A 14295-nucleotide genomic window follows, 5' to 3' on the forward strand; every position below is an offset into this window, starting at 1 on the left:
GGTTCGCGGGCGGCAGTCCGCATCCGGCGGGGGGCACCGATGACCGACACCGCATCCGGCGGCGCCGTGCCCGCCCTCGAGGTCACCGACCTCACCGTCCGCTTCGCCGGGCTCACCGCCCTCGACTCCGTCTCCTTCACCGTCCAGCCCGGCAGTGTCCACGCCCTCATCGGCCCCAACGGCGCCGGCAAGTCCACCTCGTTCAACGTCCTGTCCGGCGTCTACCGGGCCACGTCCGGCAGCGTTCGCTTCGGCGAGAGCGAGCTCACCGGGCTCCCTCCCGACCGCATCGCCGCCCTCGGCATCGCCCGTACCTTCCAGAACCTCGCGCTCCCGCCGCACGCCACGGTCGCCGACAGCCTGCTGCTCGGCCGGCACCGGCTCACCCGCGCCGGGTTCCTCGCCGCCGGGCTGCGGCTGCCGTCCGCCGCCCGCGAGGCGCGCGAACACCTCGAGCGGGTACGGGAGATCGCGGAGTTCACCGGACTCGGCGGCGATCTGGACCGGCTCGCGGGAGCACTCCCGTACGGAAAGCAGAAGCTCGTCGAACTCGGCCGCGCCCTGTGCATGGAGCCGCGGCTGCTGCTCCTCGACGAGCCCGTCGCCGGAATGACCGCGGACGAGCGGCGGCAGATCGCCTCCGTCATCGCGGGCGTACGCGACAGCCTCGGCATATCCATCGTGCTCGTCGAACACGACATGGGGATGGTGATGCGGCTCGCGGACGCCGTGACCGTACTCGACTTCGGGCGTCGGATCGCCGACGGCACCCCCGCACAGGTACAGAGCGACCCGGCCGTCGTACAGGCCTATCTAGGAACGGAGGCCCAGGCATGACGACCTTCACCGAACTACTCCTCGGCGGACTCTCCATCGGCGCCGTCTACGCGCTGATCGCGCTCGGCTTCGTCGTTATCTTCAAGGCCACCGAAGTCGTCAACTTCGCCCACGCGTCCCTGCTTCTCGCAGGCGGCTATGTCACCGCCGTACTCCACGACGACATCGGTTTCTGGGGCGCGCTCGCCGTCGGCATCGCGGGCGCGGCCCTCGTCGGCGCGGCCGTGGAATTCCTCGTCATGCGCCGCTACCGGGGCTCCGACCACAGTGTCCTGGCCATTGTGACCATCGGCGTCGACATCCTCCTGACCACCGAACTCACCCGGCGTATCGGCACGGACGTCCTTGCGCTCGGTGACCCGTGGGGCGACCGCGTCGTCACCATCGGGGACATCACCATCGCGCAGACCCGTATCGCCGCCTTCGTTTCGGCGGCCCTGCTGATCACCGCGTTCCTGCTCGCCTTCCGGTACACCTCGTGGGGCGTGTCGATGCGCGCGGCGGCCGAGAATCCCGAGACCGCCGCGCTGATGGGAGTACGCCTGGGCCGGGTATCGCTCGCCGCCTGGGCGGTCGCGGGCGCGCTTGCCGCGGTCGCCGCGCTCTTCCTCACCGTGTTCCCGACCCCGGGGCTCGAACGCGCCACCTCGCTCGCCGCACTCAAGGCCTTCCCGGCGGCGATCCTCGGCGGGCTCGACTCCACCACCGGCGCGCTCGCGGGCGGTCTGATCGTCGGTGTCACCGAGTCCTTCGCCACCGGCTACCAGGGCGAACTGTCCTTCCTGGGCCGGGGGATCGGCGATCTCGCGCCGTATCTGGTGATGGTGTTCGTCCTGCTGCTCAGGCCCGCCGGGCTCTTCGGCACCAAGGAGCCCGCCCGTGTCTGAGACGCTGAATACCCCAGAGGCAGACGCGGCAAAGAGTCTCAAGGCGTACGTGAAGAGTCCCAGGACGTACGTGAAGAGTCCCAAGGCATACGTCTGGATCGCCGGCACCGTCCTGCTCCTCGCCCTGCCCTTCTACCTCGACCGCTTCTGGCTGCAGGCCGGACTCTTCGCGATGGCCGCCGCGATCGGCGCGATCGGCATCAACCTCCTGACCGGCGCCACCGGGCAGTTGTCCATGGGGCACGCCTTCTTCCTGGCGGTGGGCGCGTACAGCTACTGCGTCCTGGCGGGCGACAGCGGCGTGGAGAACGGCCATCGCCTCATCGGACTCGGACTTCCGACCTGGCTCGCCGCCGTACTCGCGGTGCTCGTCGCGGGCGCGGCGGGCGGCCTGTTCAGCCCCATCGCGGGACGGCTGCGCGGCGCGTATCTCGGCATCGCCACGCTCGCGCTGATCTTCATCGGCCAGCACGTCCTCTTCAACGCCCATGATCTGACAGGAGGGTTCAACGGCCGGGCCGTTCCGCCACTCTCGCTCTTCGGCATCGACTTCGACGACAGCGAGACCGTCATCGCAGCCGTCCCGTTCCAGTCCGCCGAGAAGCTCTGGTACGTGGCACTCCTCGCCCTCATCGGCTGCGGCCTGTTCGCCCGCGGAGTGCTACGAGGCCGCCCCGGCCGCGCCATGAACGCCATCCGCGACCACCGCATCGCCGCGGGTGTCATGGGCGTCCCGGTCGCCCGCTACCGGGCCGCCGTCTTCGTCCTGTCCTCGATGTACGCGGGACTCGCCGGCGTACTGATCGCCCTGGTCTTCCAGCGGACCGTCCCCGAGTACTTCGGTGTGATCCTGTCGCTCGAATTCCTCGCGATGATCGTGATCGGGGGCCTCGGAACGGTCGCCGGCGCCGTCGTCGGCGCGGCCTTCGTATCCCTGCTGCCCCAGCTCCTCACCCACTACAGCGACGCCCTCCCGCTGGTCTCCGCCCCTGGTACGGGCGGTGTCTCACCCGGCGAGGCATCGCGCTATCTGTACGGGGCCGCGATCGTCGCGGTCGTCCTCTTCCTGCCCGGCGGACTCACCCGTCTCATCACCTCACGCAAGACCCCTCAGGAGTAGACATGAAGCCACGTCTGTACGCGGCGGCGCTGGCCGCCGCCCTGACCCTGACCAGCGCCGGCCTCGCCGGATGCAGCTCGAAGGCCACCGACGGCGGCGGGAGCGAGAAGGACGCCGGAGGGGTGAAGACCGGTGACGGCGTCACGGCCAAGACCATCAACCTCGGCGTGCTGACCGACATGACCGGCGTTTACGCCTCGCTCGGCAAGAGCGTTACCCAGGCGCAGCAGCTGTGGGCGAAGCAGACCAACGCGGCCGGCGGTATCTGCGGCCGCACCATCGAGCTCACCGTCCGGGACCACGGCTACGACCCGCAGAAGGCCGTCGCCGCGTACACCGAACTCGAACCGAAGGTGCTCGGCTTCTCCCAGTTCATCGGCTCGCCCTTCGTCGCCGCGGTCAAGGGCCGTATCGACGGCCAGGACAAGGCACTCGTGGTCCCGCAGGCCTGGTCGGCATCGCTGCTGGGCAGCCCGTACATCCGGGTCGTGGGAGCGACGTACGACATCGAGACGATCAACGCGGTCGATTATCTGCTCAGCCAGAAGCGCATCGCCAAGGGCGACAAGATCGGTCATGTCTACTTCGAGGGCGACTTCGGGGAGAACGCGCTGAAGGGCTCGAAGTACGCGGCGCAGCAGGCGGGTCTGACCATCGTCGAGCAGAAGATCAAGCCGACCGACAACGACATGTCCGCCCAGGTCGCCGCGCTCAAGAAGGCGGGCGTCAAGGCGGTCGTCATCAGCGCCGGACCACGGCAGGCGGCCTCGCTGGTCGGCGTCGCCGCGGCGGGCGGCTTCAAGGTGCCCATGATCGGCAACAACTCCGCCTTCGCGCCTCAACTGCTGGCCACCGCGGCGGCGCCCGCGCTGACGAAGGACTACTACGTCGCCGCCTCCACCCTCCCCATCGGCGACTCGGGCGCCGGCCCGGCGAAGCTCGCAAAGGAGTACAAGGCCGCCTACCCCAAGGACGGGCTCGACAACGGAGTGGTCGCGGGCTACACCGCCGCGAGCGTCTACGGCGAGGTGCTGAAGAAGGCCTGCGCGGCGAAGGACCTGACCAGGGAGGGCATCGACAAGGCGCTGCTCACCGTCTCCTCGTACGACAACGGCTTCGGCATCACGAACAACTTCTCCGACCCGGCGGCACCGTCGACCCGGCAGAGTCTGATCATGAAGCCGGACCTCAAGGTGCCGGGCGGTCTGAAGGTGGTGCGGCCGGCGACGGTGTCCAAGTCGGCGGAGTCGTACAAGACGGGCGGCTGAGTCACCCGTCTGGGGGCAAGCCCCCGCCCCCGCCCCCTGCGTCGCTCAGCGGCGCGGACCAGGGGGCTACGCCCCCAGACCCCCGTATGCGGCCTTCGGCCGCATGTCCTCAATCGCCGGACGGGCTTGAAAATCAAGCCGGTCCGGCGATTGAGGCGCGTCCACAAAGGCGATCAGCCGTCCGGCCGTGACACGGTGTGCCATCCGGCCCCGGAACTCCAGCGGGTCCGAGCCGTCCTGCCGCTCGAGATCCCGGGTGGGCACCGCGTCACCGCCGCCGGGCGGTGTGAGCCAGATCTGCCCCTTGCGGATCCGCGCTGCGCAGCCGGGGAACGGCTGCCCGAGACAGGCGTGCCGCGCGGGATCCTCGACCGGCAGCCGCGCGGGAGCCTCGACCGGCCCCGGCAGCCGGCCGGGTCTCGAACCAGGTCTCGCACCCGGCGACCTCGGTGGGCCCGTACACTCCGATCGGCCGCGCGCCCGGGGCGAGCCCCCGCCCCCGCCCCAGCCGCATCTGCGCGTCGAGCCGGAGCCGTTCTCCGCCGATCGCGACCGGCCGCAGCTCCTACAGTCCGTGCCGTCGTCCAGCAGCGAGGCCGGGGTGACCCGATCGGTGTCGGCCACGGGACATGACGAGGGCCCGGGTGCGTATCGCACCCGGGCCCTCGTCATGCACATGCACTGCTCTACGGGAGCTGCGCCGCCCTCGCCTCGCGGCGGTGCTCGCGGCGGTTGTCGCGGAACGTGTTCACACGCCGCGCCGTCGCGAAGAGCGGAATCGTCGCGGCCATCACGATCTGCAGCGCGCAGCCGGTCTGGAGCAGCACCTGACCGCCCGGAGCGTCGAATGCCCACGCCGCCAGCATCCCCATCGCCGCGACGATCCAGCCGAGCATCGCCACCGCGAGGACACCTCGCGGCTTGGGGTACTCGACCCGGCTCACCATCAGCCATGCCGTGCCGATGATCGCCAGCAGCGTCGGGATGAACGGCAGCTCGAGCAGCACGATCGAGACGACCGTGAGCGCCCCGAAGGGGCTCGGCATGCCCTGGAACATGCCATCCTTCATGGTCACGCACGAGAACCTGGCAAGCCGCAGCACCACCGCCAGCAGCACCACGATCGCGGCCACCGCCGAGACCTTCTGCTGGGCGTCGTCCGCGACCATTCCGTACACGAGTACGAAGTACGCGGGGGCCAGCCCGAAGCTGATCAGGTCGGAGAGGTTGTCCAGCTCAGCGCCCATCGGCGAACTGCGCAGCTTGCGCGCCACGAGTCCGTCGCAGAGATCGAAGATCGCCGCGAGCAGCATCAGGATGACGGCGGTGGCGGCGCTGTTTCGCGCCATACCGCTCTCGTTGCTGCCGGTGAGGTGCGGGATGAGGATGCCGGTGGTGGTGAAGTACACCGCCATGAAGCCGCACGTCGCGTTACCGAGCGTGAGGGTGTCCGCTATTGACAGCCGCAGTGAGAGCGGCATGTCCTCCGCGTCGTCCTCAGCCTCGGCGACCCAGCCGGCCTGTGTATCAGGATCAATCACGGTCAATTCGAGTCACCCCCGCAGTCGTGGTCTGGCCGACCTCGACAGCGACGTCGACACCTTCCGGAAGGTAGATGTCAACGCGCGATCCGAAACGGATCAAACCGATGCGCTCGCCCTGCTCGACCTTGGTCCCCTGCGGCAGATACGGCACGATCCGCCGGGCAACCGCGCCCGCGATCTGCACCATCTCGATGTCGCCGAGCTCGGTGTCGAAGTGCCAGACAACGCGCTCGTTGTTCTCGCTCTCCTTGTTGAACGCGGGAACGAAACCGCCGGGGATGTGCTCGACGGATGTCACGGTGCCCGCGAGGGGAGCGCGGTTGACGTGCACGTTCAGCGGGCTCATGAAGATCGCGACGCGAGTGCGTCCGTCCTTCCACGGCATGATGCTCTGCACCACACCGTCGGCGGGTGAGATGACGCGGCCCTGGGCGATCTCGCGCTCCGGGTCGCGGAAGAACCACAGCATGCCCGCCGCGAGCGCGGTGGTGGGCACGGCAATGGCCGCGGCACGCCTGGAGCGGCGCGCGCGGACCAGGCTGAGTGCGGCGGTGGCGACGGTCGGCAGAAGCCACGGCGATGCTCCGCGCGCGAGGCGGACGCGGCCGCGTGGTGCAGAGGTTTGGCTGTGGGGCATGGATGACCTTCGTAGCGGATGATGCCGCGCTGGCAACGGGGGACGGCGGCTTTCGGGCGATGATATCGGTTGCCAGCCGCAACTGGGTAAGCCAGCAGCCGAGTCGGCGGCCGGAAGATGATGACAGGGTGTGATCCTCTTCGCGGCCATATCGACCCGAACGTGACATCAACCCTGGAAGCGGTACTCCTCGAGCAGCCGACGACCAATGATCATTTTCTGGATCTCGGCGGTACCTTCACCGATCAGCAGCATCGGAGCCTCACGGTAGAGGCGCTCGATCTCGTACTCCTTGGAGAAGCCGTAACCGCCATGGATGCGGAAGGCGTCCTCGACGACTTCCTTGCAGTATTCGGAGGCGAGGTACTTCGCCATCCCTGCCTCCAGGTCGTTTCGTTCCCCGGAGTCCTTTTTGCGTGCCGCGTTAACCATCATCGCATGTGCGGCCTCGACCTTGGTAGCCATCTCGGCCAGCTTGAACTGGATCGCCTGGTGCTGGGCGATCGCCTTGCCGAAGGTGTGACGCTGCTGCGCATAGGAGACGCCCAGCTCGAAGGCACGCTGCGCGACTCCGCAGCCACGTGCCGCGACGTTGACCCGGCCGACTTCGACGCCGTCCATCATTTGGTAAAACCCTCGACCGGTGGTGCCGCCGAGTACCCGATTGGCCGGAATGCGCAGTCCGTCCATGATGAGCTCGGTGGTGTCGACACCCTTGTAGCCCATCTTGTCGATCTTCCCGGGGATGGTGAGGCCGGGGCGGACCTCTCCGAAGCCGGGCTCCTTCTCGACCAGGAAGGTCGTCATCGACTTATGGGGGGCTGTGCCCTCCGGGTGTCCTTCGTCACTCCGGCACAGAACGGCGACCAGATTGGACGTTCCGCCGTTCGTGAGCCACATCTTCTGGCCGGTCAGGACGTACTCGTCGCCGTCCTTGACGCCCTTGGACGTGATCGCCGACACATCGGAGCCGAGAGCCGGCTCGGACATGGAGAACGCGCCACGCGTCTCGCCCAGCGCCATCCGCGGCAGGAAGGTGTCCTTCTGCTCCTGCGTGCCGTGCTGCTTGAGCATGTACGCCACGATGAAATGCGTGTTGATGATGCCCGAGACGGACATCCAGCCACGCGCTATTTCCTCGACGCAGAGCGCGTACGTGAGCAGCGACTCGCCCAGGCCGCCGTACTCCTCCGGGATCATCAGCCCGAACAGGCCGAGTTCCTTGAGTCCTTCGACGATCTGTGTCGGGTACTCGTCGCGGTGCTCCAGCTCGGTGGCGACAGGAATGATCTCCTTGTCGACGAAATCCCGGACGGTGGCCAGGATTTCCTGCTGGACGTCGGTCAGACCGTGGGTCTGGGCGAGTCGGCTCATGGCTACTTCTCCTGTGCCTTCAGCTCCGGGCGGCCGGGCTGCTCGCCGCCGCGCTCCTTGATGTACGTCTCGGTCGGGACCATCACCTTGCGCCGGAAGACGCAGACGAGGGTGCCGTCCTGCTTGTAGCCCTTGGTCTCGACGTAGACGATCCCGCGGTCGTTCTTGGACCTTGACGGAGTCTTGTCGAGGACCGTCGTCTCGCCGTAGATCGTGTCGCCGTGGAAGGTCGGCGCGACGTGCTTGAGCGACTCGACCTCCAGGTTGGCGATGGCCTTGCCGGAGACATCCGGGACCGACATGCCGAGGAGTAGCGAGTAGATGTAGTTCCCGACGACGACGTTCTTCCCGAAATCAGTCGTCTTCTCCGCATAGTTGGTGTCCATGTGGAGGGGGTGGTGATTCATGGTGAGCAGACAGAAGAGGTGGTCGTCGTACTCGGTGACCGTCTTCCCGGGCCAGTGCCGGTAGACCGCGCCGACCTCGAACTCTTCGTACGTGCGTCCGAACTGCATCGCTTACGCCTCCGGGGCTTCGAACTTGGACGTGCGCTGCAGGCCCGCCGCGCGGCCCTTGCCCGCGACGACCAGTGCCATCTTGCGGCTGGCCTCGTCGATCATCTCGTCGCCGAGCATCGCCGAGCCCTTCTTACCGCCGGCCTCCGAAGTGCACCACTCGTAGGCATCCAGGATCAGCTCGGCGTGGTCGTAGTCCTCCTGGGAGGGCGAGAAGACCTCGTTGGCCGCGTCGACCTGGCCGGGGTGCAGCACCCACTTGCCGTCGAAGCCCAGCGCCGCCGCACGGCCCGCGACCTCGCGGTACGCGTCCACGTCGCGGATCTGCAGGAAGGGGCCGTCGATCGCCTGGAGGTCGTGTGTACGGGCCGCCATCAGGATCCGCATCAGGATGTAGTGGTAGGCGTCCGCGCCGTAGCCGGGCGGCTGCTGGCCGACGACCAGGGTCTTCATGTTGATGGAGGCCATGAAGTCGGCCGGGCCGAAGATGATGGTCTCCAGTCGCGGCGAGGCGGCGGCGATCTCGTCGACGTTCACCAGGCCCTTGGCGTTCTCGATCTGCGCCTCGATGCCGATCCGGCCGACCTCGAAGCCCATCGTCTTCTCGATCTGGGTCAGCAGCAGGTCCAGCGCCTTGACCTGGGTGGCGTCCTGGACCTTCGGCAGCATGATGCAGTCGAGATTGGGGCCCGCGCCCTCGACGACCGTCACCACATCGCGGTACGTCCAGTGCGTCGTCCAGTCGTTGACCCGCACGACCCGGGTCTTGCCCGTCCAGTCGCCGTTGTTGAGCGCGTCGACGATGGTGTGCCTGGCGCCCTCCTTGGCGAGCGGTGCGCACGCGTCCTCCAGGTCGAGGAAGACCTGGTCGGCCGGGAGGCCCTGGGCCTTCTCCAGGAAGCGCGGGTTGCTGCCCGGCACGGCGAGGCAGGAACGCCGCGGACGGAGACGGTTCACGGAACCCGGGGAGTCGGTCGCGGAGCGGCCGTCAGGCAGGGCGGTGGCGGGCGACGGGTGGGCGGTCATGCGGGGACCTCCAGAGGGTCGAGCTTGTTCGCTTTCCGGATCTCGTCGACAATACGGCCGATGATCTCGGTGATACCGAAGTCCTTCGGGGTGAAGACGGCGGCGACACCCGCCGCCTTCAGATCGGCGGCGTCGGCGTTGGGGATGATTCCGCCGACGATCACCGGAATATCGGCCGCGCCGGCCTCGCGCAGCCGGTCCAGCACATCGGGGACCAGCTCGGCGTGCGAGCCGGAGAGGATGGACAGGCCCACACAGTGGACGTCCTCCGCGAGCGCGGCGTTGACGATCTGTTCGGGCGTGAGCCGGATGCCCTGGTAGACCACTTCGAAGCCCGCGTCACGGGCACGTACGGCGATCTGCTCGGCGCCGTTGGAGTGACCGTCCAGGCCGGGCTTGCCGACCAGCAGCCGCAGCCTTCCGGAGCCCAGCTCGTCGGCGGTACGGGACACCTTCTCGCGTACGAGAGCGAGCGGCGTGCCCTTCTCGGCGGTGACCGCTACCGGCGCGCTGCTCACGCCCGTCGGCGCGCGGAACTCGCCGAAGACGTCGCGCAGCGCCCACGACCACTCGCCGGTGGTGACACCCGCACGGGCGCACTCGACGGTGGCGGCCATCAGGTTCGTGGAGCCCGCGGCGGCCTTCTTCAGCGCGGTCAGGGACTCGGTCGCCCGGGCCTCGTCGCGGTTGTCGCGCCACTCGTGGAGCTTTGCGACGACACGTGCCTCGTTCGCGGGGTCGACCGTCATGATCGCGGTGTCGAGGTCCGCGGTGAGCGGGTTCTCCTCGGTGGTCTCGAAGATATTGACGCCGACTATCTTCTCGTCACCGCCCTCGATCCGGGCCCGGCGCTCGGCATGCGAGGAGACAAGCTGCGACTTGAGATAACCGGACTCGACGGCCGCCATCGCGCCGCCCATCTCCTGGATCCGGCCGATCTCGGCCAGGCACTCGGTGACCAGGGACTTCACCTTGGCCTCGATGACATGCGAGCCCTCGAAGATGTCCTCGTACTCAAGCAGATCGCTCTCGTGCGCAAGCACTTGCTGGATACGGAGCGACCACTGCTGGTCCCAGGGCCGGGGGAGACCCAGGGCCTCGTTCCACGCCGGGAGTTGTACGGCCCTGGCGCGCGCGTCCTTGGAGAGTGTGACGGCCAGCATTTCGAGGACGATGCGCTGGACGTTGTTCTCCGGCTGAGCCTCGGTCAGACCGAGGGAGTTGACCTGGACGCCATAGCGGAAACGGCGTTGCTTCTCGTTCTCGATGCCGTAGCGCTCGCGGGTGACCTGGTCCCATATGCGGCCGAAGGCGCGCATCTTGCACATCTCCTCGACGAAGCGCACACCCGCGTTCACGAAGAAGGAGATGCGCGCGACCACATCGCCGAACTTCTCCGCCGGCACCTGGCCGGAGTCCCGCACCGCGTCCAGTACGGCGATCGCCGTGGACATCGCGTACGAGATCTCCTGGACCGGAGTGGCGCCCGCCTCCTGCAGGTGATAGCTGCAGATGTTGATCGGGTTCCACTTGGGGATGTTGGCCACCGTGTACGTGATCATGTCGGTGGTCAGGCGGAGCGAAGGACCGGGCGGGAAGACATGCGTCCCGCGCGACAAGTACTCCTTGACGATGTCGTTCTGCGTCGTCCCCTGGAGCTTGGTGATGTCGACGCCCTGCTCCTCGGCGACCACCTGGTACAGCGCCAGCAGCCACATCGCGGTGGCGTTGATGGTCATCGAGGTGTTCATCTGCTCCAGGGGGATGTCCTGGAACAGCCGGCGCATGTCACCGAGATGCGAGACGGGGACCCCGACCCGGCCGACCTCGCCACGGGCGAGGATGTGGTCCGGGTCGTAGCCCGTCTGCGTCGGCAGGTCGAACGCGACCGACAGGCCGGTCTGCCCCTTGGCGAGGTTGCGCCGGTAGAGCTCGTTGGACGCCTCGGCGGTCGAGTGACCCGCGTACGTCCGCATGAGCCAGGGCCGGTCCTTCTGACGTTCAGTCATCTAAGGGCCTCAGATGTTCCGGAAGCGGTTGATGGCGTCGATGTGCTTCTCGCGGAGCTCCTCGTCGCGCACACCCAGGCCCTCGCGGGGTGCCAGCGCCAGCACGCCGACCTTGCCCTGGTGGAGGTTGCGGTGCACGTCGTACGCGGCCTGGGCGGTGTCCTCGAGGGAGTAGACCTTCGACAGCGTCGGGTGGATCTTGCCCTTGGCGACCAGGCGGTTGGCCTCCCACGCCTCGCGGTAGTTGGCGAAGTGCGAGCCGATGATCCGCTTCAGCGACATCCACAGGTAGCGGTTGTCGTACTCGTGGTTGTAGCCGGAGGTGGAGGCGCAGGTGACGATGGTGCCGCCCTTGCGGGTGACGTACACGCTGGCGCCGAAGGTCTCGCGGCCCGGGTGCTCGAAGACGATGTCCACGTCCTCGCCGCCGGTCAGCTCGCGGATGCGCTTGCCGAAGCGCTTCCACTCGCGCGGGTCCTGGTTGTGCTCGTCCTTCCAGAACTTGTAGCCCTCGGCGTTGCGGTCGATGATCGCCTCGGCGCCCATCGCCCGGCAGATGTCCGCCTTCTGCGCGCTGGAGACCACACAGATCGGGTTGGCGCCACCGGCCAGCGCGAACTGGGTGGCGTATGAGCCGAGACCGCCGCTGGCGCCCCAGATCAGCACGTTGTCGCCCTGCTTCATGCCCGCGCCGTTGCGCGAGACGAGCTGGCGGTACGCGGTGGAGTTGACCAGCCCCGGAGCCGCTGCCTCCTCCCAGCTGAGGTGCTGGGGCTTGGGCATCAGCTGGTTGGACTTGACGAGAGCGATCTCGGCGAGGCCGCCGAAGTTCGTCTCGAAGCCCCAGATGCGCTGCTCGGGGTCGAGCATCGTGTCGTTGTGGCCGTCCGAGGACTCCAGCTCGACCGAGAGACAGTGCGCGACGACCTCGTCGCCCGGCCGCCAGGCGTTGACGCCGGGGCCGGTGCGCAGCACGACGCCCGCCAGGTCGGAGCCGATGATGTGGTACGGCAGGTCGTGGCGCTTGGTGAGCTCGGAAAGCCGTCCGTAGCGCTCGAGAAAGCCGAAGGTGGACACCGGCTCGAAGATCGAGGTCCAGACGGAGTTGTAATTCACCGAGCTCGCCATGACCGCGACGAGGGCCTCGCCCGGGCCGAGCTCGGGCACCGGCACGTCCTCGAGATGGAGGGACTTGCGCGGGTCCTTCTCGCGGGTCTCGAGACCGGCGAACATGTCGACCTCGTCCTTGTGCACGGTCACCGCGCGGTAGGACTCGGGGATGGGCAGTGCGGCGAAGTCGGCAGACTTGCTGTCGGTCGACTGGATCGCGTCCAGGATTTCCTTCACGGGGTGCCTCCGGCGAAGCGCGTTTGAGGGAACGCTGAGGGGAAACGTCGGGGTGCTGCTGCTGTGGAGGTGTGCCGTCGGTTCGGCGGGTGGTGCTGGTGGCAGCGCTGGTGTGCGCGTGAGGTTGCCTGTGACGCAGGCGTCCGGGCGCACAAACCGATGGTTTGCGGGGACAGCCGGCGTACGAATGGTCTCTGCACGCCGGCCGCCCGGACACCATCAACGTATGGCACCCCGTGCCAGGCCGCAAGACACTCGGTGCCAACAATTTCTCTCGCTTGTCATCTGGCGGGCACGTACGAGCAACAAACGGCCACCTGGAAGGGGGCGGTCGTCACAGTCCGTGTGCTCTTGTGTGCGGTCGGCCCCCGCTCTCCGGGGGAGGTTGGAGGCATGTGCCAGGACCGCCCCTCCGGTGACCCTGGTGATGGCGTCGGCCGGCGCGCGGGGTGATGGAGCGTCAAGAGGGCCTGTTTCCGGGGGACTTGCCGGATCCGATGCGGAGAGTTCGACAGGTCTGCCGGAAGTGCCGGATGCAGCGCGATCGCCGCACTCGGCTCGCGCCCCGCCCCGACAGCCGCTCGATCGTGTCCAGCCGGCACCGCATGTGTTGCGGTGCACCCCGAGACTCTCCGCCGCGCGTATACCGACAGAAGTCGCCCTCGCTTCAGCGTCTCGCGTGGCGCCGCCCAGTCGCCGCCCGTTCACGCAGCGTGCCGAGCAGCCACCCCGTGTATCGCCGGACCGGCCGGACTTCCGGCTGGTCCGGCGATTTGAGGAGGGTCCCCGCGCCCGCCAGGGCTGAGGGGTGGCGGTCTCCGGGGCGGAGGCCCCGGTCAGGGGCTTGCCCTGGCCGGTCAGCCCCTGTGGTCGCCCAGCGCCCGCTCGATCGTGCGCATGACCTCGCTCAGCGGGGCGTCGGTACGTGCCACGGCCACCAGAACCTCGCCCTGTGTCCTGACCGAGGCGGCCGGTGCCGAGTCCGACGTGGCGCCCGGGGTGCGGCCGGCCTGGGAGCGGCCCGCCCCGATGCCCGTGCCGAAGGTGTCGCGGACGATCGCGAACGCGTGGTCCAGCTGTGACTCCACATCGCCCTGGCCGCCCGCCCGCAGCCAGCGGCGCAGCACATGGTTGTGCGCCGTGACGACGGCGGACGCGGCCACCTCCGCCAGCAGTGGGTCGTCGTTGCCGGCGTCGTGCTCGCGCTCGTCGAAGTGGCCCAGCAGATAGCGGGTGAACAGCCGCTCGTAGCGGGCCACCGAGGCGATCTCCCGCTCCCGCAGTGTGGGAACCTCACGGGTCAGCCGGTAGCGCTCGACGGAGACCGCCGGAGAGGCCGCGTACATCCGCATGACCTCCTTGATTCCCCTGCAGACGGTGTCCAGCGGATGCTCATGGGCCGGGGCCGCGTTCAGCACCGCCTCGGCCCGTACGAGCGTGTCGTCGTGGTCCGGGAAAATCGCCTCTTCCTTGGAACGGAAGTGGCGGAAGAAGGTCCGGCGGGCGACCCCGGCCGTGGCCGCGATCTCGTCGACGGTCGTCGCCTCGTACCCCTTGGTCGCGAACAGCTCCATCGCCGCGGCCGCCAGCTCGCGCCGCATCTTGAGGCGCTGCGCGGCGGCGCGACTGCCCGCGGCACTCTCCGGAGCGTCGGTAGTGGCCTTCGTACGGCTGGGCTTGGCGGGCTGGGGCATGACCTGAACGTACTGCATTCGTGCAGGAGATCGCGCC

The 14295-nt window shown here is 68.3% G+C and carries 12 protein-coding genes; 4 read left to right on the forward strand and 8 right to left on the reverse strand.

Translation table 11 applies throughout. The features are described 5' to 3' along the window. Positions 1-39 precede the first annotated feature (39 nt). The 4 genes from OG966_RS32770 to OG966_RS32785 are packed head-to-tail and all read left to right on the forward strand — an operon-like array spanning position 40 to position 4112. Positions 40-837, forward strand: a complete 798-nt coding sequence (locus OG966_RS32770; protein WP_326653636.1) for an ABC transporter ATP-binding protein — start codon at positions 40-42, stop codon at positions 835-837. Beyond that, positions 834-1724, forward strand: a complete 891-nt coding sequence (locus OG966_RS32775) for a branched-chain amino acid ABC transporter permease (protein ID WP_326653638.1) — start codon at positions 834-836, stop codon at positions 1722-1724. The genes OG966_RS32770 and OG966_RS32775 overlap by 4 nt, the downstream gene beginning before the upstream one ends. Positions 1725-1773: 49 nt before the next feature. Then, positions 1774-2844: a branched-chain amino acid ABC transporter permease gene (locus tag OG966_RS32780; protein WP_326655466.1), complete on the forward strand. Its 1071-nt coding sequence runs from the start codon at positions 1774-1776 to the stop codon at positions 2842-2844. A 2-nt stretch (positions 2845-2846) separates the two neighbouring features. Then, positions 2847-4112 carry an ABC transporter substrate-binding protein gene (locus OG966_RS32785; protein WP_326653639.1) on the forward strand — a complete coding sequence of 422 codons (1266 nt, stop codon included), beginning with the start codon at positions 2847-2849 and terminating at the stop codon, positions 4110-4112. Between the two features lie 686 nt (positions 4113-4798). Here OG966_RS32785 and pssA read toward each other — a convergent pair. From pssA to OG966_RS32825, 8 genes are all read right to left on the reverse strand, one after another. Continuing rightward, entirely contained in the window at positions 4799-5653 is an 855-nt protein-coding gene (gene pssA, locus OG966_RS32790) for a CDP-diacylglycerol--serine O-phosphatidyltransferase (protein ID WP_326655467.1), read from the reverse strand. Next, positions 5646-6293: a phosphatidylserine decarboxylase gene (locus OG966_RS32795; RefSeq protein WP_326653640.1), complete on the reverse strand. Its 648-nt coding sequence runs from the start codon at positions 6291-6293 to the stop codon at positions 5646-5648. Before OG966_RS32795 ends, pssA begins: the two co-directional genes overlap by 8 nt. A gap of 168 nt (positions 6294-6461) precedes the next feature. After that, positions 6462-7667: an acyl-CoA dehydrogenase family protein gene (locus tag OG966_RS32800; RefSeq protein ID WP_326653642.1), complete on the reverse strand. Its 1206-nt coding sequence runs from the start codon at positions 7665-7667 to the stop codon at positions 6462-6464. A 2-nt stretch (positions 7668-7669) separates the two neighbouring features. Continuing rightward, positions 7670-8182, reverse strand: coding sequence for a MaoC family dehydratase (locus tag OG966_RS32805; protein ID WP_326653644.1), 513 nt, complete (start codon positions 8180-8182; stop codon positions 7670-7672). Positions 8183-8185: 3 nt separating this feature from the next. After that, complete coding sequence (locus OG966_RS32810; protein WP_326653645.1) at positions 8186-9208, reverse strand: HpcH/HpaI aldolase/citrate lyase family protein; 1023 nt, start codon at positions 9206-9208, stop codon at positions 8186-8188. Continuing rightward, a complete protein-coding gene (locus OG966_RS32815) occupies positions 9205-11217 on the reverse strand; it encodes a protein meaA (protein ID WP_326653647.1) in 2013 nt (670 codons plus the stop codon). Before OG966_RS32815 ends, OG966_RS32810 begins: the two co-directional genes overlap by 4 nt. A gap of 9 nt (positions 11218-11226) precedes the next feature. Further along, complete coding sequence (ccrA, locus tag OG966_RS32820) at positions 11227-12564, reverse strand: crotonyl-CoA carboxylase/reductase (protein WP_326653648.1); 1338 nt, start codon at positions 12562-12564, stop codon at positions 11227-11229. A gap of 857 nt (positions 12565-13421) precedes the next feature. Beyond that, the gene (locus OG966_RS32825) at positions 13422-14276 is read right to left on the reverse strand and encodes a TetR family transcriptional regulator (protein WP_326653650.1); all 855 of its coding nucleotides are present in this window, start codon (positions 14274-14276) and stop codon (positions 13422-13424) included. Positions 14277-14295 lie beyond the last annotated feature (19 nt).

Origin of the sequence: Streptomyces sp. NBC_01750 (genome assembly GCF_035918095.1) — a bacterium.
Taxonomy (GTDB): Bacteria; Actinomycetota; Actinomycetes; order Streptomycetales; family Streptomycetaceae; genus Streptomyces.

Excerpts from the sequence above, each read along its gene's own strand:
- OG966_RS32770 (WP_326653636.1), top strand. The coding sequence starts at position 40 with ATGACCGACACCGCATCCGGCGGCGCCGTGCCCGCCCTCGAGGTCACC.
- OG966_RS32775 (WP_326653638.1), top strand. The coding sequence starts at position 834 with ATGACGACCTTCACCGAACTACTCCTCGGCGGACTCTCCATCGGCGCC.
- OG966_RS32785 (WP_326653639.1), top strand. The coding sequence starts at position 2,847 with ATGAAGCCACGTCTGTACGCGGCGGCGCTGGCCGCCGCCCTGACCCTG.
- OG966_RS32795 (WP_326653640.1), bottom strand. The coding sequence starts at position 6,293 with ATGCCCCACAGCCAAACCTCTGCACCACGCGGCCGCGTCCGCCTCGCG.
- OG966_RS32800 (WP_326653642.1), bottom strand. The coding sequence starts at position 7,667 with ATGAGCCGACTCGCCCAGACCCACGGTCTGACCGACGTCCAGCAGGAA.
- OG966_RS32805 (WP_326653644.1), bottom strand. The coding sequence starts at position 8,182 with ATGCAGTTCGGACGCACGTACGAAGAGTTCGAGGTCGGCGCGGTCTAC.
- OG966_RS32810 (WP_326653645.1), bottom strand. The coding sequence starts at position 9,208 with ATGACCGCCCACCCGTCGCCCGCCACCGCCCTGCCTGACGGCCGCTCC.
- OG966_RS32815 (WP_326653647.1), bottom strand. The coding sequence starts at position 11,217 with ATGACTGAACGTCAGAAGGACCGGCCCTGGCTCATGCGGACGTACGCG.
- OG966_RS32825 (WP_326653650.1), bottom strand. The coding sequence starts at position 14,276 with ATGCAGTACGTTCAGGTCATGCCCCAGCCCGCCAAGCCCAGCCGTACG.